23 protein-coding genes are annotated in these 23,857 nt (G+C 36.4%); 4 read left to right on the top strand and 19 right to left on the bottom strand.

All coding sequences use genetic code 11. The annotated features are described in order from the left end of the window. The first annotated feature begins 201 nt into the window (after window positions 1-201). Window positions 202-1,119, top strand: a complete 918-nt coding sequence (locus tag BLR36_RS09005; RefSeq protein WP_093061419.1) for an aldo/keto reductase — start codon at window positions 202-204, stop codon at window positions 1,117-1,119. 306 nt (window positions 1,120-1,425) lie between these two features. On the opposite strand, the gene BLR36_RS09010 is transcribed toward BLR36_RS09005, so the two are convergent. The 4 genes from BLR36_RS09010 to BLR36_RS09025 form a co-directional block, all read right to left on the bottom strand. Further along, window positions 1,426-2,196 carry a GNAT family N-acetyltransferase gene (locus BLR36_RS09010; protein ID WP_093061420.1) on the bottom strand — a complete coding sequence of 257 codons (771 nt, stop codon included), beginning with the start codon at window positions 2,194-2,196 and terminating at the stop codon, window positions 1,426-1,428. 109 nt (window positions 2,197-2,305) lie between these two features. Continuing rightward, on the bottom strand, window positions 2,306-2,551 hold the full coding sequence (locus BLR36_RS09015) for a hypothetical protein (protein WP_093061421.1): 246 nt from the start codon (window positions 2,549-2,551) through the stop codon (window positions 2,306-2,308). A 317-nt stretch (window positions 2,552-2,868) separates the two neighbouring features. Then, window positions 2,869-3,213 (bottom strand): SMI1/KNR4 family protein, encoded by a 345-nt coding sequence (locus BLR36_RS09020; RefSeq protein ID WP_139185079.1) that lies wholly within the window; start codon window positions 3,211-3,213, stop codon window positions 2,869-2,871. Between the two features lie 256 nt (window positions 3,214-3,469). Then, on the bottom strand, window positions 3,470-4,186 hold the full coding sequence (locus BLR36_RS09025; RefSeq protein WP_093061423.1) for a class I SAM-dependent methyltransferase: 717 nt from the start codon (window positions 4,184-4,186) through the stop codon (window positions 3,470-3,472). 519 nt (window positions 4,187-4,705) lie between these two features. Between BLR36_RS09025 and BLR36_RS09030 the strand changes: the two genes are divergently transcribed. Next, window positions 4,706-5,929: an IS110 family RNA-guided transposase gene (locus BLR36_RS09030; protein WP_093061424.1), complete on the top strand. Its 1,224-nt coding sequence runs from the start codon at window positions 4,706-4,708 to the stop codon at window positions 5,927-5,929. A 127-nt stretch (window positions 5,930-6,056) separates the two neighbouring features. Here the strand turns inward: BLR36_RS09030 and BLR36_RS09035 are convergent, their stop codons facing one another. The 3 genes from BLR36_RS09035 to BLR36_RS09045 all read right to left on the bottom strand — a co-directional run bounded on the left by BLR36_RS09035 (window position 6,057) and on the right by BLR36_RS09045 (window position 8,370). Continuing rightward, window positions 6,057-7,415, bottom strand: a complete 1,359-nt coding sequence (locus BLR36_RS09035) for an MFS transporter (protein ID WP_093061425.1) — start codon at window positions 7,413-7,415, stop codon at window positions 6,057-6,059. Window positions 7,416-7,755: 340 nt separating this feature from the next. Beyond that, window positions 7,756-7,959, bottom strand: a complete 204-nt coding sequence (locus tag BLR36_RS09040) for a hypothetical protein (RefSeq protein ID WP_093061426.1) — start codon at window positions 7,957-7,959, stop codon at window positions 7,756-7,758. Window positions 7,960-8,121: 162 nt separating this feature from the next. Next, a complete protein-coding gene (locus BLR36_RS09045; RefSeq protein ID WP_093061427.1) occupies window positions 8,122-8,370 on the bottom strand; it encodes a hypothetical protein in 249 nt (82 codons plus the stop codon). A 562-nt stretch (window positions 8,371-8,932) separates the two neighbouring features. Here BLR36_RS09045 and BLR36_RS09050 point away from each other — a divergent pair. Beyond that, window positions 8,933-9,823: a LysR family transcriptional regulator gene (locus BLR36_RS09050; protein ID WP_093061428.1), complete on the top strand. Its 891-nt coding sequence runs from the start codon at window positions 8,933-8,935 to the stop codon at window positions 9,821-9,823. A 16-nt stretch (window positions 9,824-9,839) separates the two neighbouring features. On the opposite strand, the gene BLR36_RS09055 is transcribed toward BLR36_RS09050, so the two are convergent. The 8 genes from BLR36_RS09055 to BLR36_RS19145 all read right to left on the bottom strand — a co-directional run bounded on the left by BLR36_RS09055 (window position 9,840) and on the right by BLR36_RS19145 (window position 17,561). Next, entirely contained in the window at window positions 9,840-10,856 is a 1,017-nt protein-coding gene (locus BLR36_RS09055) for an ABC transporter ATP-binding protein (protein WP_093061429.1), read from the bottom strand. Continuing rightward, on the bottom strand, window positions 10,834-11,838 hold the full coding sequence (locus BLR36_RS09060; protein WP_093061430.1) for an ABC transporter ATP-binding protein: 1,005 nt from the start codon (window positions 11,836-11,838) through the stop codon (window positions 10,834-10,836). Before BLR36_RS09060 ends, BLR36_RS09055 begins: the two co-directional genes overlap by 23 nt. A 17-nt stretch (window positions 11,839-11,855) precedes the next feature. Continuing rightward, window positions 11,856-12,791: an ABC transporter permease gene (locus BLR36_RS09065; protein WP_093061431.1), complete on the bottom strand. Its 936-nt coding sequence runs from the start codon at window positions 12,789-12,791 to the stop codon at window positions 11,856-11,858. A gap of 15 nt (window positions 12,792-12,806) precedes the next feature. Beyond that, entirely contained in the window at window positions 12,807-13,724 is a 918-nt protein-coding gene (locus tag BLR36_RS09070; RefSeq protein ID WP_093061432.1) for an ABC transporter permease, read from the bottom strand. 177 nt (window positions 13,725-13,901) lie between these two features. Further along, window positions 13,902-15,458, bottom strand: a complete 1,557-nt coding sequence (locus BLR36_RS09075; protein ID WP_093061433.1) for an ABC transporter substrate-binding protein — start codon at window positions 15,456-15,458, stop codon at window positions 13,902-13,904. Window positions 15,459-15,491: 33 nt separating this feature from the next. Then, complete coding sequence (locus BLR36_RS09080) at window positions 15,492-16,709, bottom strand: M20 family metallopeptidase (RefSeq protein WP_254771362.1); 1,218 nt, start codon at window positions 16,707-16,709, stop codon at window positions 15,492-15,494. A gap of 482 nt (window positions 16,710-17,191) precedes the next feature. Further along, window positions 17,192-17,413 carry a hypothetical protein gene (locus BLR36_RS19030; protein WP_371326712.1) on the bottom strand — a complete coding sequence of 74 codons (222 nt, stop codon included), beginning with the start codon at window positions 17,411-17,413 and terminating at the stop codon, window positions 17,192-17,194. A gap of 16 nt (window positions 17,414-17,429) precedes the next feature. After that, complete coding sequence (locus BLR36_RS19145; protein WP_256371023.1) at window positions 17,430-17,561, bottom strand: hypothetical protein; 132 nt, start codon at window positions 17,559-17,561, stop codon at window positions 17,430-17,432. A 346-nt stretch (window positions 17,562-17,907) separates the two neighbouring features. Between BLR36_RS19145 and BLR36_RS09095 the strand changes: the two genes are divergently transcribed. Continuing rightward, window positions 17,908-18,114: a hypothetical protein gene (locus BLR36_RS09095; RefSeq protein ID WP_093061434.1), complete on the top strand. Its 207-nt coding sequence runs from the start codon at window positions 17,908-17,910 to the stop codon at window positions 18,112-18,114. 179 nt (window positions 18,115-18,293) lie between these two features. Here BLR36_RS09095 and BLR36_RS09100 read toward each other — a convergent pair whose 3' ends face one another. From BLR36_RS09100 to BLR36_RS09115, 4 genes are all read right to left on the bottom strand, one after another. Then, window positions 18,294-19,157 (bottom strand): GNAT family N-acetyltransferase, encoded by an 864-nt coding sequence (locus BLR36_RS09100; RefSeq protein ID WP_093061435.1) that lies wholly within the window; start codon window positions 19,155-19,157, stop codon window positions 18,294-18,296. A gap of 10 nt (window positions 19,158-19,167) precedes the next feature. Then, window positions 19,168-20,988, bottom strand: coding sequence for an ABC transporter ATP-binding protein (locus BLR36_RS09105; protein WP_093061436.1), 1,821 nt, complete (start codon window positions 20,986-20,988; stop codon window positions 19,168-19,170). After that, complete coding sequence (locus BLR36_RS09110; protein WP_093061437.1) at window positions 20,972-22,708, bottom strand: ABC transporter ATP-binding protein; 1,737 nt, start codon at window positions 22,706-22,708, stop codon at window positions 20,972-20,974. Before BLR36_RS09110 ends, BLR36_RS09105 begins: the two co-directional genes overlap by 17 nt. A 108-nt stretch (window positions 22,709-22,816) precedes the next feature. After that, window positions 22,817-23,746 (bottom strand): DMT family transporter, encoded by a 930-nt coding sequence (locus tag BLR36_RS09115; protein ID WP_093061538.1) that lies wholly within the window; start codon window positions 23,744-23,746, stop codon window positions 22,817-22,819. Window positions 23,747-23,857: the final 111 nt, after the last annotated feature.

Genomic DNA, 23,857 nt, shown 5'->3' on the forward strand with positions numbered 1-23,857 from the left:
ACTTATTATTTGGCTGTAATCTTTCGCTAGATTATTGCGTAGTAGTTTCTTGAAAACACTGTACCTGTGTGTCACAATCAATAAGAGTTACATAAGCAGAATTTCCCATTTGTCGTATACATATACTTTTGCCACTAGCATGGAAGAAAAATTCAAATTCATTAAATGAAATTACACAATTACAATTAAGGAGGATATAACATGAGGACTATGAAACTTGGAAAAAGTAATTTAGAAGTGCCGGTTGTTTCAGTCGGCTGTATGCGCATTAATTCTCTAAAAAAGGCTGAGGCTGAGCACTTTGTCCAATCAGCGCTTGAATTAGGTGCGAATTTCTTCGACCATGCTGATATTTATGGGAGTGGAACATGCGAGGAAATATTTGCTGAAGCCATCCATATGAACGATGATATTCGTGAAAAGATTATTTTACAATCTAAGTGTGGTATTCGAGAAGGTATGTTCGACTTTTCAAAAGAACATATTATAGAGTCGGTTGACGGAAGCTTAAAGAGATTGAATACAGATTACCTAGATATTCTGCTGCTACACCGTCCTGATACGTTGGTAGAACCAGAAGAAGTAGCAGAGGCTTTCGATATTCTTGAACGTTCAGGAAAAGTTCGTCACTTTGGTGTTTCCAATCAGAATCCAATGCAGATCGAATTACTTAAGAAGTCGGTGCAGCAAACAATCGTTGCTAATCAGCTTCAATTAAGTATTACCAAAGCAAATATGATCTCAAATGGTTTTAATGTGAACATGCAAAATGATTCTGCTGTGAACAGAGATGGCAGCGTACTTGATTATTGCAGACTGAACGATATTACCATTCAGCCCTGGTCTCCTTTCCAATACGGGTTCTTTGAGGGAGTATTCCTAGGTAATGACAAGTTCCCAGAATTGAATCAAAAGATTGATGAAGTCGCAAACAAATATGAAGTAAGCAATACAACCATCGTTATCGCGTGGCTATTGCGTCATCCAGCAAACATGCAACCGGTTATCGGTACGATGAATGAAGGCCGTTTTAGGGATTGCTGTAAGGCAAGTGATATCCTTCTTACTCGCGAGGAGTGGTATGGCATCTATCGTGCTGCAGGTAATGTACTGCCTTAATTGCTTTTTTCTACAATGTAAGTAAAAACCCAAAACAGGTTCAATAAAACCAGGCACCATAAAATCATTGGTTGACAAAGGGTGCTTGGTTTTTCATTCGAAATAATGGTTTTGTTTAACTAAACACTTTTATATTTAGATATGGACAACATTATTAATCTCCCCCGCTTTTTTTATAACATACTTGTGCAACTATTCTGCTATGTTAGTTCAATAAGAAAAGGCTTTACCGCTTCTTAAAGTAAAGCACCCGTTCGTTGAATTAGATTTTCAATTATTTGCTTAATTAATCTCCACTATAATGAATTATTTATTAATATAGACAGTATATTCTTTTGGATTAATAAAACCTAATTTACTACCTAAATTGATGGAAGCAATATTATCAACATCACAATCCCAACGAGGTTGAATATTTCGGGAAAGACAATAATCCATAAATTGTTCAGCTACAATACTTGCTAACCCTTTTCCTCTATAATTTAAATCGGTTATTATATCTACTTCCGCATAATTTTTAGATTTAAAAATTGAAACTGCTTCACTAATAACCCTCTCTCCACTCTTCACACAAAAACCTATCCCATTTTGAAGAAAATTATGAGGGGAATCCCAATATTCGTCGTAGTATTTTTTATCAAATTCCAAACAATGTTCAATCTGATATTGATTAATAGTTGTTACATCAAACTCACTAAAATCACTTCTTTTTCTATTTTTAAAGGCCATTAAATCAAAGGAAAAACCATAACGTTGTATTTTTCTTACCTTCTTCTCAAGGCATTTTTCAATTGCCTGATTCCAAGTAGATTCAGTAGAAAATAATGTAAATCTTTTCCCTTGCTTAAGTGACGCCTCATGTATTCTAACTATGTTCTTTAGAAATAGTTCATCAGTTGATTGTCCTGTAATGTAATACAATCCTGAATCGGTCTTAATAACCAATGATTCATAATTGGAGGAATCCGCAAGTACCGTTCCTTTAATAATGCAATCTAATACGCTATATACAAATGTTGGTGCTTCTTTAATTTTCTCCTTTATTATATTAAAATGTTCTTTTGGTACCGTAATCATTTCGTTATACCTCCATCAAGCCTACTAAGAGAATATTTTTGATACATATATTTGCCAAACCTGCACCTTTAGCGGAATATTTACCCCTCAATTTTTCCAAACGCTTTATTTAACTAGCTATGCCATTAGCTAACAATAAGAAATATACAAAAACTAGCACCATTCCATTAGCTAAAACGCCAATTATACCTGATAACCACCTCTTAGAAATTACAGCAAAAATTATTCCGAGTAACGAAAAAGAACCTAGAAGTATAATTGCTAAAGACAAATTTGCATTTGGTCCTCTGACAATAAAAAACGTAATTATGCTAATCAGTACCATTAGAATAGATAAAAACCCAAACTTATTCATATATAATTCCCCCCTATATTTAACATGAACAAATGAAAACCCTTTAAGTTTCAATTTTTCTTCTTCAACTAAACTGCTGCGTTAGTTGAAGTGTAACATTTCACAATGCATATCTGAGATCAACTTAATATATAGGACATATAGGATATAAAAATAGACCATCGAAATGATGGTCATATTTTGCTAAAGCACTCGTTAGTTGAAGAAGTTGAGTAGTACCGAACTGGTTAGATTATTGCATTCTTAAACAAAGAAGTAAGGTCTTCTACTAATTGATTTTTAGAATAATCATCGTGGTATATTCGAAATACGCTTGGCTACTTTGAATTTAGTTTTGCATATATAGGGTCACCGCTTCCGTGGGAACAACTTGCTAAAAATACAAATCCATCTTCTAATGCCGATATTCCAGGCTCATATTTAGTGCTTTCATCGATTATGTCATCCACACCACCCCATATAATATATGAAACCCCATCATAATCCTCATCAGGTTCATCTTCTTGAATTCCAAACTCTGCATCTATTAAAGGGACTGTTGTATATAATTCGATATACCATTCTGGCAATTTTATTTTAAGTTCTTTTTCTAACCTTGTTAAATCACTTTCGGTTGCCGTTTTGCCAACAAAATCGGGATACTTTAATTTAATTCTTTCTATAAGACTTGGCTTCGATAATTATTTCATTAATTGTCATTTTCCTTACACCCATTTGATTTTATCTTTTAGAGTTCCGTTAAGTCCAATAAAATCCTGCTTATCGCAATGATTCTGATTGAACTAAACTGCTTCGTTAGTTCAATCAGAAAAAAGCTTTACTCCTTCTTGAAGTAAAGCACCCGTTAGTTTAAGTACAATACTTCACAATCTTTTTACGCCTATATAAACTTAATTCCTAAAAAATCAAGAAAATTATTTATTTTATACTGTGAAAAATAAAAGATTTTGTTTTTGATGTTGCTTGTTTAAACTCCCAATCTCCATAAACTTGAATCTGTGAAAAACCTTCTTTTTTTAATGCTTCATAGATTGTTTCCTGTGTTCTAAATTTTAATTGCATTTTTTCATGAATAACTACTTCCCCCGTAAGTGCTTTTTTTACCGTTTCATAAAACGTAAAAACATCGTCTACTAATCCCTCATATTGTGTCCAAATTTCAAGTGGTTCACCGTTCACCAAATCTGTTGCAACATCCGGTGTCGTGTCCTTTTCCCACTGCTCCCATGCCTTTGCTAATGGATTACGTGTATCAAAAATAAAATGTCCTCCGGGTTTTAATGCCCGATACGCATCAGCAATGACATTTCCCCAACTTTCTTCTGTAAGAAACACTTGTGCAACATTCGCTGTCATAATGATAGCTTCAAACGCATTTGTTTGTAAATTCGTACTATCACCAACAATCCATATCACTTCTCCTGGATACTCTTTACTTTTCGCATATTCAATCGCTTCTTCATTCGGGTCAATAGCTGTAATCTGGTAGTCTTCTTTCGCAAAATGAGTTGTCAATCTCCCTGTCCCACAGCCTAAATCAGCTATAGTTTTTACATTAATCTTCTTCAATAGTGCTAAAAAAAATTCATCGTCTTTGCCCCAGCCATTAACTTGGTCATACACTAGTGGAATCATTTATTTACCTACTTCCTAAATCATACTTGTTTGTTACCAACATGAATCATTCTTTCGTTCCTAAATAAAGTCACTCTCATTGTATCTTAATTTTCTAAAATAATAATCTATTAATGATATGTAAAACAAAAATGTGCCCCAGTAGTCGTTTGATAATATTTCTTTACTTAGCGTTATAAATCTACGATAGTCCTTGTTGCACAAACTACTACTTTAATTCAATAATAAAAAGGCTTTACTCCTTCTTGAAGTAAAGCACCCGTTAGCCATCCATGTAGCGCAAAATCAGCGCTACACCACAGAGAATGAAAATGTGAAAACCTGGGTATAGGATACTACGGCTGGGAGAGGAAGGTCGATGAACTATGGTGCCATAGAGCCCATCCGTTAGTCTGACTCCAACGACCACGGTGCATCACAGACTGTCGCTCCCTTACGGGAAGCACTCATGGGAGATTAATCCTACTCTGGTTATTGCACCAGCCTCCAATACTATTTGCCGTAGAAAGGATGATTACAATGGAAGTAATCATTGAACGTGCCTGTGGGATGGATGTCCATAAGGATTCCATTACTGCTTGTATTATTACGCCAAAAGGAAAGGAGATTCAAACGTTTTCCACTAAAACTGTATTTCTATTACAGTTAATTGACTGGATTAAGGAGCATGGTTGTACTCACGTAGCAATGGAAAGTACAGGTGTATTTTGGAAGCCTATTGTTAACTTGCTAGAAGCCGAGAGTATTGAGTTTTTAGTAGTGAACGCTCAACATATGAAAGCAGTACCAGGTCGCAAGACCGATGTGAAGGATGCAGAATGGATTGCCAAACTTCTTCGTCATGGTCTACTTAAAGCAAGTTTTATTCCAGACCGAAATCAGCGCGAATTACGAGAGTTAGTTCGGTACCGTCGAAGTATTATTGAAGAGCGTGCGAGACAACACAATCGGATTCAAAAGGTTTTAGAAGGAGCTAATATCAAACTCGGTTCCGTTGTCTCCGACATCATGGGTGTTTCGTCTCTTGATATGCTCCGTGCTATCGCCGATGGCGAAAATGATCCTGAGAAATTAGCTAGCTTTGCCCGTCGATCAATGAAGAAGAAAAAGAGTGAACTGGAGCTAGCTCTTCGAGGGTATATCAATCCACATCAACGTCTCATGTTAAAAACCATTCTGGTCCATATAGAATTTCTAACTGAACAGATTGAACTATTAAACGAAGAGGTGGCTACTAGGTTATCCTCCCATCATGAAGATATAGAACGATTGGATTCCATTCCTGGTATCGCCACTCGAATGGCCGAACAAATCTTAGCTGAAGTCGGTCCAGATGTGGAGAAGCAATTTCCCAGTTCGGCGCACTTATGTTCCTGGGCAGGATTAGTACCTGGACATAATGAAAGTGCGGGCAAGAGGAAATCAACCAACATGAAAAAAGGAAACAAGTACTTGAAATCGGCATTAATTGAAGCAGCTCATTCTGTTAGAGCATCCAAAACCTACTTGGGAGCCCTGTATAGGCGTACTGCATCAAGAAAGGGTAAAAAGCGTGCAGGGATATCAGTCGCTCATGCCATTTTAAGAATCAGCTATTATCTCCTAACACGCAAAGAAATGTACGTAGACTTAGGTGAAGATTACTTTGACAAACAAAAAGAACAATCGATTGTACGATATTCTGTTCGAAGACTTCAAAACTTAGGTTACAACGTTACAATCACTGAACCAAATGCCTCCTAGTCCAACCCACAATTTAATTCTCATTTAGGCGCTGCACTTTTTAAAAAAATTATTGAGCTGCGTCCGATTTCGTATTGCCTTTTTCTCTAAATCGAAGATTTTAATTTTCATGGGAGTAAAAAAATGACTATGTTTTTTTACTATAATTCTTCTTCTCATACACCGTAACATAAAGCATACCAGGAACCAACACAACAGCAACAACCAATAATACAATCGCCATTGTACTCAGATTTCCTACGCTCATTCCTGTAGCAAACGCTACACCAAAAATACTCGAAGCCAAAATATTTCCAATAAACCTCGATGTCATAAGTAGTCCAGACGCAATTCCACTTTCCTCAACACTAATAGAGGTATACAACAAGTTTTGCAGTCCAATATTCTGTATCCCGTTACTAATTCCAGTAACCGCTAGCACGACACCAATCCAAACTAAAGGAGAATTTTCCTTAACGGTAAATAACAAGATCACGCCCACTAATCCGACTAGAACACTGATCAATAATGGAATTCGAAATCCTGACCGCTCCATCCATCTAGTGGCGATAGGTGTCATAATCATTGCAAAGATAGAAAGCGATAGCATCACGATTCCCGCCATCTGAGAGCTTTTACCTAACACAGTTTGAATAAATGTCGGGAAGCTTAACAGCACCGCAAAGAATATTACGGTTGATAAAATGTACTGAGCAAAGATAACTGCCATATTCAAGTTTTTTCGAAAGAAATTAACATTGATAAATGGTTCATCTCTTCTTTTCTCATACATGTAGAAAACAATCGTTAGTACAATCGCAAGAATCAATGTTCCGATTTGAATACTTTGCTCGAGTCCAAGTAAAAAGATCATCCAACAAGTAATAAATAAACTAAACAACAAAATTCCAATTACATCCAACTTATATGATTTAGCCGTGTTTTTCTTATCTTTCGGGATAAACATCAACGTTAATCCAATTCCAATTGCAAGTATCGGCAAGTTTACATAAAAAATAACCGGCCATCCACCGAACTGAATGAGCATTCCACCTATAGTGGGTCCGAATGCAGCAGACGTTGTTGCAAAAACAGCTAATGTCCCAATCACGCGGTTTTGATTGTGCTGAATTGTATTACGTATAATCCCAACTCCAGCTGGAAAGAGTGCCGAGGTACCAATTGCTTGAATCCCACGCATCACAAGTAACACAGGCAAATTCGGAGATAACGGTGCGAAAATGGATGACACCACCACTAGCCCAAGACCAATTAGAAAGATCAATTTCCTTCCGTAAATATCACTCAATTTCCCAATTAACGGTGTAAAGATCGCACTAATAATAAAATAAGAAGCAACTAACCATGAAACATTTGTTGTGGTCAGTTGGAAATCCTTTTGAATTGCTGGCAATGCTACTGTAATCATGGTCGTATTTAATGGATTAAGGATTACGCCTAATGACACAGCTAGTATGATAAATTTTTCATTTTTCCCCACAGTCATTTCAATGTCTCCTCTAAAAAGTACTACTCATTAATTTTGCATATCCAAATCCCAAGCTGTGCAAAATTAAGCCTATCTCATTGTCTCATAAAACAGGAAGGTTTTCTGTCCCGTGGAACTGATTTAAGTGTAGTTCTCGCAGTTCTGTTATAACTGCTTTAGGTGATAATAAACCATACATGCGGAATAATAATTCAATTCCCCTGACCCATTAACCCAATTTGAGACTGTCCCATTTTTAAATTATTGCACTCATAAGATGGTGTTCAAATAAACTGCCCCTTTAGTTCCATAAGCAAAAAGCTTTACTCCTTCTTGAAGTAAAGCACCCGTTAGTTGATTAAGGTTGTTCATTGTTTATCGAAGTTTCAAATGGTGGATGTAGTTCTCCATCATCAAACCTATAATCTAAAATATATATTTTGAAGAGAAAATTACCTATCATAAAGAGAATAAATAAAGCTAAAGCAATACATCCCCAGAAGGCTCCTTTTATAATAATTCTTAAGGCTTTAGATTCGATTAACATAACTCCCCAATTCATAATCAATTTCCTCCTCATTCCTCATTTAATGCTTAAACAGCGACTCTTACAAACCTATATTAACATCTTGTTCTTGTTCAACTAAACTGCTTCTTTAGTTTAATGAGAAAAAAATGCTTTACCTTTATTGAAGTAAAGCACCTGTTTGTTGAATATCTTATATTATTTTTTACGAGGAATAATTGTGATTACAAACCCAACCAAAAACACGAAAATTAGCATACCTAAACTGATTATACCTATACCCATCCCCAACCAAGAACCGATAATAAAGGATGCTAGTAGAACCGCTAGAAAGGAAAACAAGCATATTAGTAATGACCTATTATTAGTTTGTTTTAGACTCTTAGAAATAATAAAAACTAATAAATTTATAACAAATCCCAAGCCAATGGGTATAAAAATTTCCATTTAGTAACCCCCTTATCCAAATGATTTAACCATTGAATATTTTATATACCTGCTTATTCAGCTAAACTGCCGCTTTAGTTGAATAATAAAAAGGCTGCCGACTGACAGCCAGCACTGTTCTGCTAAAGCACCCGTTAGTTTAAGTGTAATACTACACAATCTCATACTAGTAAATAAAAATGCCGGCACAAAAATAAATTAAATGCTCTAAAAGCACCTTAATCGGAGATTTTATTGTTTCTAAAATAATAGAAGATTGCAAGTGATTTGAAATTATTAACTGGGATGAAATAAGAAAAGAGTGGAAAACCACAAAAATAAAGTTACTAGCTCTTGCAGGAAAGTATTAGTAAAAGGTACCACAAGGTTCTCTTTAAATTCTGAATTGATTTAGAACCATCCCGTAATTCCTTATAGTTTCATTTTATCAAAATAATATAATACAGAGTAGACAGAATATTGTATATTTAATTCTAACACAGGGACTCTTTTTAAGCGTGTATAATTAAAGTAAAGTTATACTTAACCTAGTCAAACGTCTCACAAAGAGGAGATTCCAATTATGAAAGAACAAGATTGCTTATTGTTAGTGATAATACATGAGGAACAAAATATTACGAAGGCAGCGAATCGGTTATTTATGTCTCAACCTGCTCTTACCTATCGGCTGCAGCAAATTGAGCAGGAGTATGATATTAAAGTTCTGAAACGAGAAGGTAACAAAATGAGGTTTACACCCGAGGGGGATTACTTAGTTGAATTCTCAAAAAATATGCTACTTGAGATAAGTAAAATGAAGGATTATATGAGTTTAATCAAAAACAATACCCAGGGACGACTTAGAATAGGTGTTTCTAGTAATTTTGCGTTGTACAGTCTACCCCCTATCATCAAAAAATTCCTGGAGTTGACTCCTAAAGTGCAAGTTAAGATAAATTCTGGTTGGAGTTCAGAGATTGTACAGTTATTAAAAGAAAATGTTATTCAAATTGGTATTGTAACAGGAAATTATGATTGGTATGAAGATAAGATACTTTTATATGAAGATCCAATTTCCATTATTTCTAATAGACCTATCCAGCTGAAAGAGTTGCCCTCTACACCAATGATTTCCTATCAGCCGAATAACCTTATTAGAAAAACACAAAAGCCTTCAAACCCATTATCCAAACTAATTGAAAATTGGTGGCAGGAGAACTTTACATCAGCTCCGATGATTAGCATGGAGATTGATAAGGTCGAAACATGCAAAGAGATGGTTGCAAATAATTTAGGATATGCCATCATCCCTAAATCAGCTCTTACTTCACATGACTCATTCTATACATATGATTTAAGAGCCGAAAATGATGAGTTAATAACCCGGAAGACATGGCTAATGTACCGAGAGTCCTCCCTTGAGCTATCACCGGTTAATAGCTTTGTTGAACATATGAAAAAAGCCTTATTATAGGCTTTTTTCTATAAATCTAGTATGGAAAGTGACAGGCAACAAAATGGCCACTTTCTTTTTTGGTAAATTCTGGTAGCACATCTTTACATTTTTGAGTTGCAATTGGACATCTCGTATGAAACTTACAGCCCGATGGCGGATTAACTGGACTTGGGATATCTCCCTCGATGCCAACATTCTTACGGCTATTTCTTAATGTAGGGCTAGAAATAGGGACAGAAGCTAATAGTCCAGCAGTATAAGGATGCATCGGCCTTTTAAATAACTGCTCCTTCGTTGTTAACTCCACAAGATCTCCTAAGTACATAACTCCAATACGATCACTAAAATGTTTAACAGCCGGCAACCCATGAGCGATAAAAATATAAGTTAACTGATATTTTTTTTGAATAGAGGACAGTAAATTTAATATTTGAGCTTGAATGGATACATCCAATGCAGAAACTGGTTCATCACATACAATTAGTTTCGGCTTTAGAGCAAGGGCTCTTGCAATCCCAATTCTTTGTCTTTGCCCTCCACTAAACTCATGTGGGAATCGGTTGGAGTAAGTAGGATCCAAACCTACATCATCCATTAATTCAAATACTCTCCTTTCCAATTCTTTTTTATCGAGTTTCAAATGAGTTATTAACGGTTCGGCTATGATATCAAATAATCTCATCCTTGGGTTCAATGATGAAAAAGGATCTTGAAAAATCATTTGAAAATCTGTTCGTTTCTTCTTCAATTCTTTTTCCTTTAATGAAGATATTTCTAAACCATCAAAAATAATCTTTCCTTCTGTAGGTTTTAATAAACCCATAATCAGATTGCCTAAGGTTGATTTTCCACATCCAGATTCTCCGACAATTCCCAAAGTTTCTCCACTATTTACGGTTAAATTGATACCATCGACCGCTTTCAAATATTCCTTATTCTTTTTAAGAAAATTTCCTCCCACCTCAAAATGCTTTTTGAGGCCTTCTAAGATCAACAGTTGCTGTCCGGTTTCACCATTTAAACGACTGCTATCTTCCAATGTTTTCAGCATAAAGCAACTCCTCCTGGTTTTCTTCATAAAGCCAGCATCTGACCTTATTAGAATCACCCAAGCTTATTAGATTTGGACTCTTTTGACGGCAGATTGCCTTCACGTGTGGACATCTTGTATGAAAGGAACAACCAGTAGGGCGATTTGCTGGAGAAGGTACGTTTCCTTTAATTGGTTCTAAATCATCCTTTTCATCATCCAGATGGGGAGTACTATTTAATAATCCCTGTGTGTATGGATGCCTTGGATTTGCAAAAAGACTAAATACATCTGCTTCCTCTACTACTTGACCTGAGTACATAACAATCACTTTATCCGCTATTTCTGCCACTACACCCAAATCATGTGTAATTAATAAAATGGATGTATGGAAATCATCTCTTAATCCTTTCATTAATTTTAAAATTTGAGCTTGAATAGTTACATCTAGAGCAGTCGTCGGTTCGTCAGCGATTAGTAACTTTGGGCTACACGCTAATGCCATAGCAATCATCACACGCTGCCTCATCCCACCACTTAACTCATGGGGATATGATTCATATATCTTTTCAGCACGCGGTAATCCTACTTTATTCAACATCTCTATGCTTCTTTGTTTAGCCATTTTTTTTGTTAGTTTTTGATGAAGAATAAGTGTTTCAATAAGTTGCTTCCCAATTTTAACTACCGGATTAAGAGAACTTAGAGGCTCTTGAAAGATCATCGAAATATCATTACCTCTGATGGATCGCATCTCTTTTTCTGATATCTTAGTTAAATCTTTCCCTTCAAAAATAACTTCTCCATCTACAATCTTTCCTGGTGAATCTACTAATCTCATGATTGAGTAAGAAGTGACACTTTTACCGCAGCCTGATTCACCAACAATTGCAGTTGTTTGTCCTTTATCGATGGTGAATGATACCCCATCTACTGAAGGAATAATTCCGTTTTCTGTATAAAAATGAGTTTTTAAATTTACTACTTCAAGCATCTTGGTCATTTCCATTCCTCCATTCACTAAGATTTCATTCCTCGTGATCTAGGATCTAGTACATCCCGTAACCATTCCCCAAGAAAAATAATTCCAAGGACTGTAATGGAAATAGCTACACCAGGAAAAGTCGATAACCACCAACTAGTTGCAAGATGTTCCCTTCCTTCACTCAGCATAATACCCCATGAAATGGCAGGAGGTTGAATACCTAATCCTAAAAAACTTAAGGAAGATTCTGTAATAATAGTTCCAGCAATACTTAATGTTGAGATGACGATAATGGATGAAAAAACATTAGGTAAAATATGACGGAAGATAATATGATAATTTGAAACTCCAATTGTCTTCGCCGCTTTTACATATTCTCTTTCTTTGATACTGAGTGTTTCACTTCTAACTAAGCTTGCATACATAACCCAATTTGTTACACCAATGACGAAGATCAGTGTAAACAATCCAGGATTTAATACAGTCAAAAATACGATACAAAATAAGGTGGTAGGAATAGCTAAAAATGAATCTACGAATCTCATAATAAGACTATCTAGAATTCCACCATAATAACCTGCAATAAGGCCAAATATAACACCTATTAATCCTCCGACGACAACAGAAAGTAGACCTACAATAATAGATATTCTCGAACCATAAATAAGTCTACTTAAAATATCACGTCCGAGATTATCTGTACCTAGAATATGACTTAAATCCCCGTTAACAAGCCAAAATGGTGGCTTTAACATATTAGCCGTATCTATTTTATTTGGGTCGTATGGCGCGATGACCGGCGCTAACAATGCCATTAAACATACAGTCAACACGATAAAGAGACCTACAACTCCCGTTTTGCTAGTTAATAACTTCTTTAAAAGAACCCGAAGCTTTTTACTCATGTTTTCTTTTTGTCTACTGCTCTCAACTGGATAAGGAGATAGCTCAGCCTGATTATTCAATTCCATCGATTTACCTCCTCCTTAATTAAACTTTATCCTTGGATCTAGTACACGGTACATGATATCAGTCAGTATATTGATAAATATAATCATGCTTGCTGTGACAAAAACTGCAGCTTGAATAATTGGAAGATCCTTTGCATATACCGCTTGTATTATCAATTGTCCAAGTCCTGGCCAAGCAAATATCATTTCCGTAATTAACGATCCACCAACTAAAGCAGCTGCTTGAAGGAAGGTAATCGTTATTACAGGTACCAAAGAATTTTTAAAGGCGTGTTTTATCACAACGGCTGAATATTTTAAGCCTTTGCTTCGTGCTGTTCGAATATAATCTTGATGAAGTATTTCTAACATACTAGAACGCACAAGACGTGTGATTTCTGCCGACATTGCCGTCCCTAAAGTAATAGCAGGCAAAACAATATGGGCATAGCTACCTGTTCCTGAAACCGGCAATACTTTTAATGTCACCGAAAAAACTAAAATCAGCATTATTCCTAGCCAAAAGTTTGGTATAGCTTTTCCTAATACAGAAAAGCTTGTTGCAAAAAAGTCAATGAACGTATTTGGTTTTACTGCAGATAAAATGCCCAATGGAATAGCAATTAGAATTGCAATAATCATCGATGCAGTAGCTAACTCTAGCGTTGCAGGAAGTCTTTCTAACACAAGACCTAAAGCTGAAGTCCCGTATTGATAGGATTCACCAAAGTCCCCACGTAGCAAATCTAAGATATAATTGCCAAATTGGACATAAAACGGCTCATCAAATCCCAGCGCATGGCGAAACTGAGCTATCTCCTCTGGTGATGCATCTGCTGGCAACATTGTGGCAACAGGATCTCCAGCTATATAAACAAGAACAAAAATCATGATTGTAACGATAAATAGAACTGGAGGAATTTGAAGTAATCTCTTAGCTAAATATTTCCACACGGCTATCCTCTCCCTTTTGTTGAACGGTGTAATATATTTTCGATAACAATTTTCCCTTTCACGTACATTGCTACTAAGCTTCTACACAACAAAGCTCTTAACGTTTTTATGGAAATTTCCCCTCTCTTTCTTATTAAAAAAGAGAGGGGTCATAAGCTTAGTGCTTCTTAAAATGTTTTACTTATTTGTTATATCTGGAATGTAAATAAGCTCATCCATTCTTGTTTCATACTCTAAAGATTTAGAAACCCCAAAATATTGGTCAATTTGAAATAAAGGTAAAATTGGCTTATCCTCATTAACAATATCCTGAACACGTTGATACATTTTAATGCGAGCACTTTCATCCATTGACGTTGCAGCATCGCTTAATAACTGGTCAACTTCTGGGTTGCTATAACCATTAATCGAACTAGCACGATCCGTTCCATAGTAATCTAGTGACTGACCAGCATCAAAAAACGACGAACCTAATGCTATTAAATAGCCATCTTTAAATTTTTGCTGTTCTCTTAGCTCTACGAATGCCTCCCACTTCATTAGATTCATTTCTGTTTTGATACCTGCTTCTTGAAGCATCCCAGCAATCAGCTGCATTACTTCACGGTCTTGAATATACCTTCCAGTTGGACCAGATAATTCAATAGTCAGCCCATCTGCATATCCTGCTTCTGCCAATAGCTGCTTTGCTTTTGTAACATCGTAGTTATACTTTCCATATAAATCCTCTTGTGCGCCTAAGTCTCCTGGGTTCACACGTGAAAGAGACGGAGTTCCACCACCATTTAACAAACTATCCACGATTGCTTGGTCATTAATGGCATAATCCATCGCTTCACGCACTTTCACATCCGAAGTTGCCCAGCCTTCCTGTGTTCGAAGAAACATCATATAATTCCGATTAGAAGGTCCATTTACAATTTGGCTGTTGTCAGAACTTTTTACCCTTTCCCAATCACTTGGAGGAACATTTGCAACGATATCAATGTTTCCTGACAAAAGTTCAGCAACCCTAGTTGAATCCTCAGGAATTGCTCTGAAAATAACCTTGTCAACATTTGTTACTTTCTTTCCAAAATAATCAGGATTTGGCTCTAATACAACCTGGTTATCCCTTTTCCATTCAACAAATTTTAATGGCCCAGATCCAACTGGACTATTTTCAAAGTGCTCCCAACCATTTTCTTCAATATAATCCTTTGGTAAAATACCAGACGCTTGCCTTGAGATTCTGCTCAAAATCATCGGATCTGGTTCAGTTGTAATGATTTGAAACGTTAGATCATCCAATACTTTAACTTCTTTTATCGTGTCATAATCCCCATGGTTTCGAAGAGTATCATCTTTTGCAACTCTTTCAAGTGTAAATTTAACGTCGTCAGCCGTTAAATCTTCCCCATTATGAAACTTTACTCCTTCGTTGAGTTTAAACTCCACAGTTGTATCGTCAATTCGATTCCACTCTTTTGCTAAATGGGGTTGAATTTCTCCTGCCTTGTCTCTCATCAATAAATAATCAAATACATTAACGTGTATAGCCTCTGTAGTTGTAGTTGTATGGTTATGAATATCCCATGTCATAAGATCTGGACCTAGGGAAATGGTTAATGTCTTATCCTCTTCCTTGGAAGCTTCTGGAGCAGTACTTTTCGATGTAGTCGTAGTAGTACAGCCAGCTAATAGTAAGATAGAAACTAGTGCACAAATCGTAAAAGTTGAAAATTTGAACCTCATATAAATCCCCCTTGTTTTTGATTAGTAAATTTATTAATTAGTTGACACAAGTTCTTCAGAATCGCTTTCTAATGTTTGTTTTGCAACTATGAATTCAGTTTTAATCTTATCTAACAAATCCGGTGAACAAACTAAATCTAGACAAGTCCCACTTAAAGTCTTAGCAGCAGCTATAATTGCTTCATTTCCATCTTTACTTTTAGAGGCTTCCACCCATTCTTCCGTATGGTTTGATGTTCCATAAGGGACAAAGGAAACACGAATACATGCACCAGGCACGCGGTGAGTGACAATACTGAAATCAGTTGAACCAGTTCTTTCACGCGGTGGCGTAATATTCTTCGCACCTGAAAAACGTGCATTTTCTAAAAGTAAATCATTTAAACTTTGAACGTTCAGCTTATTCTCCAGTGATTTTAATGGATGGATGATTACCTCAGTTCCAGTAGCTAATGCTGCACCTCTTGCTACATTAAACACCCTTTCCACAACTTCATTTAAATAGTTTCGATCCTTCGCACGAACGGAAAATTTGGCTGCTGCTCTTTTTGGTACAATGTTTGGGGCCTTCCCCCCATCCGTGATGATGCCATGAATTCGAACATCGGTACGAACATGCTCTCGTAAATACTCCATGCCATTAAAGGTCATAAGAACACCATCTAATGCACTAATTCCCTGTTCAGGAGCTACAGCAGCATGTGATTCCTTTCCAATGAATTCAAATTCAAAGTTATCTACAGCTAGTGATCTCCCATCAACTGTTGTTCGGTCACCACCGTGCATCATTAAGGCCACATCTAGATGGTCAAAATATCCTCCTCTCGCCATCGGAATCTTCCCACTTGTTGTCTCTTCTGCAGGTGTGCCGATGACTTGAATCGTCACATTATGCTGACCAAGTTGTCTTGAAAGAGCAATAGCTGCCCCTAAAACAGATGCAGATTGAAGGTTATGTCCACATCCATGTCCAAGATCTTTTAACGCGTCATATTCACAAAGTAAACCAATTACCGGACCACCTGATCCATTTATATAGGTGGCGATAAAGGCCGTATCTAATCCAGCTATTCCTTTTTCAATAGTAAAGCCATAATTCTCTAATGTGTCCGTAATTTTCTGAACTGCCTTAAATTCCTCATTACCAAGTTCAGGATTATCATGGATGTAATCACTAATACTAAATAAAACATCACTTAAACTTTCTACTTCGTTAAACAATACACTTTTCTCATCCAGCAAAATCCACACCTCTGCTCTACCTAGTTTTCTTTTAAAACATAAAACGATAAAAAAGAAAATATTAAATTTTCAGATTCATTAGCCTAATATTAATGAAATCGAGAATTAAAGGGAAATTCAAAAATGTTAAGGTAGTTATAAATAAATTCTATAGTTGTCTTATAAAGAGGTATTAAAATGCTTTTTCTTAATTTTTTATGTATGCAAGATAATAGTTTAACATAATTGAGAATTTTAAAAATTATTATAACTAGGTATGAAGAACGAAATAGGTATTTTCAAGATTGGACTGAAAAGAGTGAAAGGTACAAGGATCGTATTGAATTCTGAATTGATTTGGAACCTGATACCCAATAAGTACACAAGGACAAAAAAAGGAAAGAAAAAAGCGCAATCCTAATAGGACTGCGCTTCTTCTTTCCCTGAAGGGGAATACACTCGGAAAATTTGTTAATGTTGCCTTAGTTAAACCGTTACTGACAATTCCACATTCATATTTCCTTCAAAAGCCTTCTGACAAATCTACTGAATGGGGTATCAAATCGCCTTTCGTTAGCTAATAATTCAGTAATGATTTCATCATTGTCTGTAGCAAAATGGCGAGACTCTTTTCGAATAAAATCGATCGATTTAAAAACTAAAATTTTTGTAATCCAACTCAAAAAACTTTCAGATTTTTTTAATTTTTTTATTGAAATGTATGCTGTGTAAATAGTTTCTTGGTAGAGGTCAAGAGCATCTGTTCATTTCTAACATATTCATAGGCTGTCCGATACATCTTATGTCGACAGAGTCAACCAGTTGTTCAAATGTCTCATCTTCACCTTTTTTTGCTTTTCTTACTAATGTAGCCATATCCATTTCGGCTCTCCTTTCATTTATGCAATAAGGTCGAATGAGGAAGTAAATAGGTTGCAAAATAATGAAAATATAGTAACCCCATACTTGCCTGCCTATTCGCAAGCCTGCTACTTCGATATGGCTATTTAATCGTTGCACCCCTTCATTTAGTAGGCAGGCCGGTAGCGGTTTGTTCCTACGCTGGGACCATTCTACTAAGTAGGACATACCCCGAAAGATATCATTTTCGAAAACCTTGGAAAACAAGGATTCATCCACTCCATATCGATGATGTGCTCACTTTCTTTGGAACATACAAGACTATGTTCAATCAAGTAATGTGCACCTTCATCCAAGAAAACGGTCATTGTTTTTAATATCTGCTTGTTCAGAGTCTGATGTAGAAGACACAAACATAGAAGTAATTAAAAAAGTTCTTGAGCTTCAGTTCACTGGTCCAGATGAGGAATTTATGGAGCTATTATGGAACCCTATTACAAATTTACAGCTAATATCAGCTATACATCGCATCAGAATTGGCGTCATTTTCTATAACATTATTAGAAATAACTAATATGTATCTTGTAAATTCTCCAATTAAGAACTAATATCCTTCTTCAACAAACCTGCCGCGTTAGTTTAAGTGTAATATTTCACAAACAATACCACCTCACGAAATTTAACTCTAGCCTTTAACATAGCCTGATTTAAAAAAAGCAGCGAACAAATCAACAAAATTTGCTCGCTGCTAGATTACTCTTTTTTATAAAAATGCGTGTTACTCACTGTTGTAAATCCTGCTTTTTCATAAATAGATAATGCCTGATCATTGTCTGTTTCTACATCCAAATAGACGGACGCTTTTCCCATTCGATTCGCTTCGTTTTTACTCCAGTTTAATAAATTGGACGCCACTCCTTTGCCACGTGCTTTTTCATGCACAGCAAGTCCTGTAACCCATAGCTTTTCAGCGTCATCGACTAAAGTAAACGTTCCTACTAATTCATCACGGAATTTGGCAATCATCAAATGGCGATTTGGCGTTTGTGTATTAAATGCGATTAACTCTCTGGCTTCTTGTTCTGTGTCACCAAATGCGTTTACTAATACGCCAAGAATTGCTGACTCCTCGTTCGAATAATGTGAAATTTCCACTTCACTATCTAACTCCACTGTTCCTGCCACAGCTACCATCGTTCTCTCAGAAAAATCCAAAGCATAACCAAACTTCCGAAGAAGCTGATGACCCGCTTCCGAGCTTTCAGGAATTAATGCAAGATCCGCAGCTGCTCCTCTAATTTCTAAATTCCTGCCTAGTTCGGTTACTAATTGTTGCGCTATACCTAATCTCCTCACAGTAGGTAGCACAACACAACTCCACTCAAAATCCAGTGTAGCTATTCGATCAATAGAGGTCAAAACGCCAACTAATTGGTCGCTTTCATCATAGGCTACTATGCAAAATCCTTTTGTGAAATAATCGGATATCTCTTCCACGCTCAATAGAGAGGTATAATCCATTTTATCCACTGTTTCTGCTTCAGCTATCAATTGTTCTATTTCTTCCATTGTCTCCTGGTCTAACGGAAACGACACAGTCATTATAGATATATTCATGTATTTCTCCTTAAATCTTTGAATTCGTTAACATACTATAATATCTGCCTCGCTTTTGCAACAGCTCTTCCTGTGGTCCAGACTCTACTAGTTTCCCAGCTTCCATCACAAATATTAAATCTGCCTGGCGAATCGTATTTAATCGATGGGCTATGACAAAGCTTGTTCTGCCTTCCATCAATCGTTCCAAGGCTTCTTGAATTTTCATTTCTGTAACCGTATCTATACTAGACGTTGCTTCATCTAACAATAGAATTGCTGGATCTGCAACTAAAGCTCTGGCAATGGATAATAACTGCTTTTGCCCCTGACTAATTTCTCCTCCATCCGCCGATAAAATAGTATCGTAGCCATCCGGTAATTTCATGATGAAATCATGTGCATTTGCTTCTTTCGCTGCGTTTAGTACCTCTTCATCTGTCGCATTAAGTTTGCCATAACGAATATTTTCTCTGACCGTCATTTCGAATAAAAACGGATCCTGTAAAACAAATGCCGTTTGGCTACGTAGCGTATGTCTAGGCAACTGATCAATAGGAATACCATCCACTAGTATGCGACCACCATTTACTTCATAAAAACGTGCAAGCAATTGCATTATAGTAGTTTTCCCTGCTCCTGTAGCTCCAACTAATGCAGCAGTTTTCCCTGACTCCACATGAAAGGAAACGTCGGAAATCGTCGGAGACTCATCTTCTTTATTGTAATAAAACGTTACATCTTCAAAAGTAACATTACCTTTCAGCTTATACTCTGTATGATCGATAGCAGCATCTTCTTCCATAGGCTCATCCATAATAGCAAAAACACGCTCTGCTCCTGCGATTGCAGAAAGCACCGTATTAAATTGGTTCGCTAAGTCATTCAATGGACGAGTAAACTGCCTCGAATACTCCGTGAAAATAACAATTTCCCCTATTGTCACGTGCCCATAATAGGCTAATAATCCGCCTGCCGCAGCAACTAAGGTAAAACTTGTATTGTTCAACAAGTTCATCACTTTTGGTATGAAACCTGAATAAGTTAAAGCCCAGAACCCGGTTAGTTTTAAACGCTCACTTTTAAGTGCAAACTCTTCTTGCATCCTACTTTCTTGAGAGAAAGCTTTTACAATTCGTTGTCCAGAAATGGTCTCTTCAATCATTCCATTTAGCTCACCTACTGCTTTTTGCTGCTCCTTGAACAATTTAGACGTTCTTTTTGTAATCCAGCGCATCGCAAAATACATAAATGGCACAATTATAAGCGTGATTAAAGTCATTAGTGGACTAAGTAATAACATGACCACAGTTGTCCCAACTAAAGTAAGAATACTTGAGAATACTTGTATGAGAGATGAGTTCAATGTTTGACTTACGTTTTCAATATCATTCGTCATCCTACTCATTAACTCTCCGTGCTGACGTTTATCAAAAAAGGACACTGGAAGCTTCTGTAAATGTTCAAATAATCCAGTTCTAAGTCTATAGATGGTTTGCTGTGATATACCAATCATCCAATAGCTTTGTAAGTATGTCGTTAAAGAGAAGAGTAGGTACACAATGAGTATTACACCTATAATTTTAGCTAAACCCTCAAAAATACTTTTGGAAATATGTTCATCCACAATAACCCCTATTAAATATGGGCCAATTAACGCTAGAGCGGAACTGGCGATGACCATCAACATAACAATAATTAAAAGAAATCGCTGTTCATCGACCAACTGCCATATTCTTTTTAAAACGCCTTTCCAATCAGATGCTTTATCGACTTTCTTTTTATGATCTTTCTTTAAATCTTCTTTAGTAATAATAGGCTCATAGCCAAAAGGTTTACGAATGAAGTTCATCAGGCTCGCCCCCCTCTTGTTGTGATTCAGCTATTGCTTTATAGAGAGAAGAGCTTTCCATTAACTCCTCATGTGTACCATAAGCAGATACTTGACCTTCTTCTAATAGTAAAATGTGATCCGCACCTTTTGCAGTTCTAATTTTTTGTGTAATAACTAACATTGTTGCATTTTCTTCCTCTAGTGCTTCCCATAATGCGTTTTCTGTCGACACATCTAATGCGCTTGTACTATCATCTAATAATAAAATTTCCGGCTTTCTAACGAGTGCACGTGCGATGGAAAGTCTCTGTTTTTGTCCACCAGAAAGGTTGACTCCCTTTTGACCAACTCTCGTATTATATTGGTCTGGGAATTGTTCAATAGAGTCATGGATTTGCGCTTGTTTTGCGGCTTCCCTCAACAGCTCTTCTGTTGCAGCCTGATCTCCCCACCCTAGATTTTCCTGAATACTTCCTGTAAAAAGAATAGATTGCTGAGGAACAAGACCAATAATCTTTCTCAGTTCTTCTAGCGGCCATTCTTTAACATCGATTCCATCTATTAAAATAGCACCTTTAGTTGTATCAAAAAACCTTGGGATTAGGTTGAGTAGCGTCGATTTACCAGAACCAGTTGCTCCCATAATCGCTAGCTTCGATCCTGGTTTAACCTTAAAAGATACATCACTTAATACAGGCACATCTGTCGTAGGATAATGAAATGACACATGCCTAAATTCAATTTCTCCTATTCCTGGAGCTGTCTCTTCTGAATCTGTATTGATAATTTCAATTCCATCTTCTACAAGGAGCACTTCCTCCATACGCTCAGAGGATGCTTTTGCTCTTGAGAAGAAAATAATGATGAAAGCAAACATAGAGAAGGCACCAGTCATACGCATCGCATAGTTAATGATAGCTACAAGCTCTCCTAGTTCCACAGCTCCTGTTTGAATTTCTTTAGCACCAAACCAGAGAACTGCCAACAAACTCACATTCATGACAAACAGTAGGACAGGCAATATTAACTCCATGATTCGGAACGCCTTTACATTATCCATTTTCAGGTTATCCGCAACTGTTGCAAAGCGACTCGATTCAAAATTGCCACGCAAATACGCTTTTATTAGCCGCACTGCCTGTAAATTTTCTTGTATCTTCCTTGTGACTTGGTCTACCCTTTTTTGAACTTTCCCAAATAGTTTTAAACCATTCCGACTCATTATGTATAGGAATACTACTAAAAAAGGAGCACCAATTACTAAAAACATAGCTAAATATGGATTCACGATAAAGGACATAATGATACTCCCAACAACTAGCAAGGGTGCACGGAGCATAATACGTAATCCCATAAAGATTAGATTTTGTGTGATTGTTACATCCGTAGTTAAACGTGTGATTAAACTTGCTGTAGGAAATTTTAAAAAAGTAGCCATCGTAAAAGCCTGCACTTTTTTAAATAGCGCCTGACGTATATCATATCCATAGCTTTGAACAACATGCGAAGCGATAAATGTATTAGTTACTCCTGCTAAAAATGCCAAAAACGATATTCCTAGCATAATACTGCCCCAAAAAATAATAGCTTGCTGATCTCCAGCTAAAATCCCATCATCAATAATGATAGCGATTAGCAATGGTTGAATAAGCTCTACAGAAAGCTCCACTAACATTAACACTAAAGCGAAAATTACCAACATTCTATATGGAGATAAATAAGAAAAAATAGTCTTCAAAATGGAAACACCCCTAGATTCTTCGACACTCGAATTAATTACTGTAAAATCTATTATGCCATAAAATTATCTGAAGATATAGAAAAAGATGACTTAATATTACCAAAGTCATCCTTTTCTTTTACGCATCCATTTAATTTCCCCTGCAATAGACAGCCATGTAACAAATACAAGCATGACAATAACACCAATATATTGCCAAACCCCAAGTATTTGACTAAACCAGAAGACGGAAATAATCATCGCGGTTAGTGGCTCAATACTGGATAATATACTTGTTTCCACAGCAGTTATGTATTTCATGCTTGATAAAAATAATATAAATGCAACGGTTCCGATCAATATAACAATGACGACAATCAAGTTTAAAGGGTATGCTGCAAGATAGATCCATTCATCTGTATTCCATATTTGTGTAACCAGCGCAAGCACTACCCCACCGATTAGCATTCCCCAGCCGACAACAACGAGAACTCCCCATTCTTTCATCAACCTAGCTGGATATACAGTATAAATAGAAAATGCTACCCCTACTGCCATTCCCCAAAGTAAAGCTTCCCTACTTATTAACAATATGCTCACATTTGCATTCGTTAATAATAGAAACAAACCAATTAATGTACCGATAATACCTATAACCTGATATTTAGGTGGAAATACTTTGTTCCTCCAGGACAAATATAAAATAATATAAACCGGTCCTAAAAATTGAAGCAATGTAGCGATCGATGCATTACTCGCCTCAATTGCTGCAACAAATGTATACTGTACCCCCAACATTCCTAATACGCCGAAAACAATTAGTTGTTTGAGCCAACTGACATCTTTCCATATAAGAAAAATTCGCTTCCCTGTGATAAATAAATAAAGCAATATACATAAACCAGCTGTTATTAAGCGAACCGTTAAGAAAAAAGAAACGGATAAGCTAGTATTATTTAATATCCATTCCATCATAGGTCCTGATGCACCCCATAAAATAGAACCTAAAACTATGAGTAATATACCTTTGGACCTTACAAACTTATTTTCAGTCATATTTTCCAACTACTTTCCGAAGTACTTTTTACCCACCTATATATTTTCTTATGAATATATGGTATTATACTCATGACTAATTTATTGAAACCATAAAAAATAATCCCAGAA

Source organism: Psychrobacillus sp. OK028, from assembly GCF_900103605.1.
GTDB lineage: Bacteria > Bacillota > Bacilli > Bacillales_A > Planococcaceae > Psychrobacillus.

Coding starts and splice junctions, on each gene's coding strand:
- BLR36_RS09115 (WP_093061538.1), bottom strand. CDS start 23,746: ATGACTGAAAATAAGTTTGTAAGGTCCAAAGGTATATTACTCATAGTT.
- BLR36_RS09035 (WP_093061425.1), bottom strand. CDS start 7,415: ATGACTGTGGGGAAAAATGAAAAATTTATCATACTAGCTGTGTCATTA.
- BLR36_RS09055 (WP_093061429.1), bottom strand. CDS start 10,856: ATGCTGAAAACATTGGAAGATAGCAGTCGTTTAAATGGTGAAACCGGA.
- BLR36_RS09005 (WP_093061419.1), top strand. CDS start 202: ATGAGGACTATGAAACTTGGAAAAAGTAATTTAGAAGTGCCGGTTGTT.
- BLR36_RS19145 (WP_256371023.1), bottom strand. CDS start 17,561: ATGGATATGGCTACATTAGTAAGAAAAGCAAAAAAAGGTGAAGATGAG.
- BLR36_RS09060 (WP_093061430.1), bottom strand. CDS start 11,838: ATGACCAAGATGCTTGAAGTAGTAAATTTAAAAACTCATTTTTATACA.
- BLR36_RS09045 (WP_093061427.1), bottom strand. CDS start 8,370: ATGGAAATTTTTATACCCATTGGCTTGGGATTTGTTATAAATTTATTA.
- BLR36_RS09065 (WP_093061431.1), bottom strand. CDS start 12,791: ATGGAATTGAATAATCAGGCTGAGCTATCTCCTTATCCAGTTGAGAGC.
- BLR36_RS09010 (WP_093061420.1), bottom strand. CDS start 2,196: ATGATTACGGTACCAAAAGAACATTTTAATATAATAAAGGAGAAAATT.
- BLR36_RS09015 (WP_093061421.1), bottom strand. CDS start 2,551: ATGAATAAGTTTGGGTTTTTATCTATTCTAATGGTACTGATTAGCATA.
- BLR36_RS09030 (WP_093061424.1), top strand. CDS start 4,706: ATGGAAGTAATCATTGAACGTGCCTGTGGGATGGATGTCCATAAGGAT.
- BLR36_RS09040 (WP_093061426.1), bottom strand. CDS start 7,959: ATGAATTGGGGAGTTATGTTAATCGAATCTAAAGCCTTAAGAATTATT.
- BLR36_RS09025 (WP_093061423.1), bottom strand. CDS start 4,186: ATGATTCCACTAGTGTATGACCAAGTTAATGGCTGGGGCAAAGACGAT.
- BLR36_RS09105 (WP_093061436.1), bottom strand. CDS start 20,988: ATGAACTTCATTCGTAAACCTTTTGGCTATGAGCCTATTATTACTAAA.
- BLR36_RS09100 (WP_093061435.1), bottom strand. CDS start 19,157: ATGAATATATCTATAATGACTGTGTCGTTTCCGTTAGACCAGGAGACA.
- BLR36_RS09075 (WP_093061433.1), bottom strand. CDS start 15,458: ATGAGGTTCAAATTTTCAACTTTTACGATTTGTGCACTAGTTTCTATC.
- BLR36_RS09050 (WP_093061428.1), top strand. CDS start 8,933: ATGAAAGAACAAGATTGCTTATTGTTAGTGATAATACATGAGGAACAA.